Raw genomic sequence first — 2113 nt, forward strand, 5'->3', positions numbered from 1 at the left:
AACGGAGGTCAGCAAGGTGGCAACGGAGGTCAGCAAGGTGACAACGGAGGTCAGCAAGGCGGTAACGGAGGTCAGCAAGGCGGCAACGGAGGTCAGCAAGGCGGCAACGGAGGTCAGCAAGGCGGCAACGGAGGTCAGCAAGGCGGCAACGGAGGTTCAGATATGAACAACACTCTTCAGGCTGCTCTTACTGTTGTTCTCCTCGCTATGGCAAAGCAGATGGTACCTGAAAAGGAAGACCCCAAAGACCCAAAAAAACCAGAATAGTGTAAAATAATAAAACTGTGAATGCTAACAGAAAGGAATTATACCATGGCAAAGACTACGAATAAAAAAAAGGCAGCTGACACTTCTGAACCGGTTATAGATACCAAAGATATTAAGGATATATCTATTATCTCGGATACAGTAAAAAATGAATCATCTCCTTCACCAAGCTCAGAAAATCCACAAACACCGGATTCTTCTGGAAACGATAATTCTGCGAATACTGTAGAGGAAGCAGGATCATCTCCTTCAACGAGCACAGAAAATCCACAAACACCGAATTCTTCTGGAAACAGAAACCCTCAGACATCTGTAATAAACACCAATCCAATGGAAGAACTGCTTATCAAGGTTATTGAACAGGAGATAAACAATAATAATGATATAGTAAAGCAACTGTTATTACAGAGACTAGCTGCAAACAATATCAGCTACACCCGTGCGCCTAAGCCGCAGAATATTACCGAGCTCGGAGGTTACTATAACCTTCTTAGCGATGCTTTCGGAGACGATAAGACTATGTCTCGCCAGCTTCTCGCATCGCTCCTCGGTATACCATATATCGGATGAATCAGTAAATGGCTGTGGTTTATACTTTGTAAAAACAGAAGTAAGTGTATTTTTATCAGGCGGCATTATGCCGCCTGATTCTTTATATTGGAACAGCCTTTCAGTGTGATTCGTGTGATTTTTCGTGTGACAACCCATGCATTTTCGTGTGATTTTACGCAGTTTCAACGTCACACGCGCATTCCTGACTGCATTTGCTTAGACAGCAGAAAAGCCTGTATTTAGCGTTTTCTGCTAAATACAGGCTTTAAATTCTGGCGGACAGAGAGGGATTCGAAGCATCTCCATGTCCGCCTGATTCTCGGCTATATTTCGGGGAATATTCAAGCATCAAACTGTGCCGTGTGAAGTTCGTGTGAAAGAGAAAATCATGCTACGCCATCAGTTTTCTCGGTGCGTGTATCGCGTATAACACCGTACATGAAGTCATCAAAGATTTTGAGGCTGTCTCTTACTCTCTGCTTCGGAGTTCTTATATAGACAGCATCAAGAACCTTGGAATTAGCCCAGCCTCCAAGCTTCTCAAGAACTTCCTTCTGAACGCCAAGTCCATTCATGGTAGTTGCGAACTGCGCTCTCAAGTCATGGAACGTCATCTTCATCCCGTGCTTCTTCAACAGTCTATCATAACGAGCCTTGATATTACCGTAGTTCTCGTTGATGATAAAATCATCCTCATTCTTGTGCGGCACCTGCTGAATAAGAGTGTAGATGTAGTCCGGAAGAGGGACATCTCTTGTAGACAACTCAGTCTTGTTCCTGTTTTCAATGACATCATGACCATTGATGCAAACTCTCTCACGTCTGACCCTTATGTATCTGCCACCATCGTCCTCATAGATGTCTCCGAACTGAAGACCTCTGACCTCTGAGATACGCATACCACCGCACCATACAGCAAGCAAGCACGGCAGCTCAACACTTGGAATTGTCAAGAAATGTGCAGTCAGAGAATACCCAAAATCTTGGATAGGCAGGAGTCAGGCGGCGTGATGAGCCATCCCAGTTGAAGTTCTTAGTGCCACAGGTGGGAGACCGCCTTCGTTGAAGCTGTTGATCCTTTGTGTGTTGTAGTAGCCGAAGATATAACGGAAGATAACGGTTTTGACTTCTTCACGCTTCATTCGGTATGTAGGTATCTGATACAGTTTTTCTTTTTTCAGCGTGGCAAAGAAGCTCTCCATACGAGCGTTGTCATAGCAGTGAGCAGTACCGCTGAGGCTTTGGATCAGCCCGTTTGTAACAAGTTCCTTGCGGAAGGCATAGCTTGTGTACT

General features: G+C 44.8%; 4 protein-coding genes. 2 read left to right on the forward strand and 2 right to left on the reverse strand.

Features of this window, described 5'->3' with window-relative positions; genetic code table 11:
• On the forward strand, positions 1-267 hold a 267-nt coding region (locus BT127_RS17085; RefSeq protein WP_207647513.1), incomplete at its 5' end, for a hypothetical protein.
• A 45-nt stretch (positions 268-312) separates the two neighbouring features.
• On the forward strand, positions 313-837 hold the full coding sequence (locus tag BT127_RS15305; protein ID WP_075425833.1) for a hypothetical protein: 525 nt from the start codon (positions 313-315) through the stop codon (positions 835-837).
• A gap of 368 nt (positions 838-1205) precedes the next feature.
• On the opposite strand, the gene BT127_RS15310 is transcribed toward BT127_RS15305, so the two are convergent.
• Both BT127_RS15310 and BT127_RS15315 read right to left on the reverse strand, forming a co-directional pair.
• Positions 1206-1718, reverse strand: coding sequence for a tyrosine-type recombinase/integrase (locus BT127_RS15310; RefSeq protein ID WP_075425834.1), 513 nt, complete (start codon positions 1716-1718; stop codon positions 1206-1208).
• Positions 1719-1817: 99 nt separating this feature from the next.
• Positions 1818-2113: IS3 family transposase (locus BT127_RS15315; RefSeq protein WP_318257292.1), on the reverse strand; the 296-nt coding region annotated here is incomplete at its 5' end.

It is taken from the genome of Ruminococcus sp. XPD3002 (assembly GCA_900119535.1).
GTDB classification, from domain to species: domain Bacteria; phylum Bacillota; class Clostridia; order Oscillospirales; family Ruminococcaceae; genus Ruminococcus; species Ruminococcus flavefaciens_H.

What these genes read in the sequence shown, in the direction of transcription:
- BT127_RS15305 (WP_075425833.1), top strand. Translation starts at nt 313, where the DNA reads ATGGCAAAGACTACGAATAAAAAAAAGGCAGCTGACACTTCTGAACCG.
- BT127_RS15310 (WP_075425834.1), bottom strand. Translation starts at nt 1,718, where the DNA reads ATGCGTATCTCAGAGGTCAGAGGTCTTCAGTTCGGAGACATCTATGAG.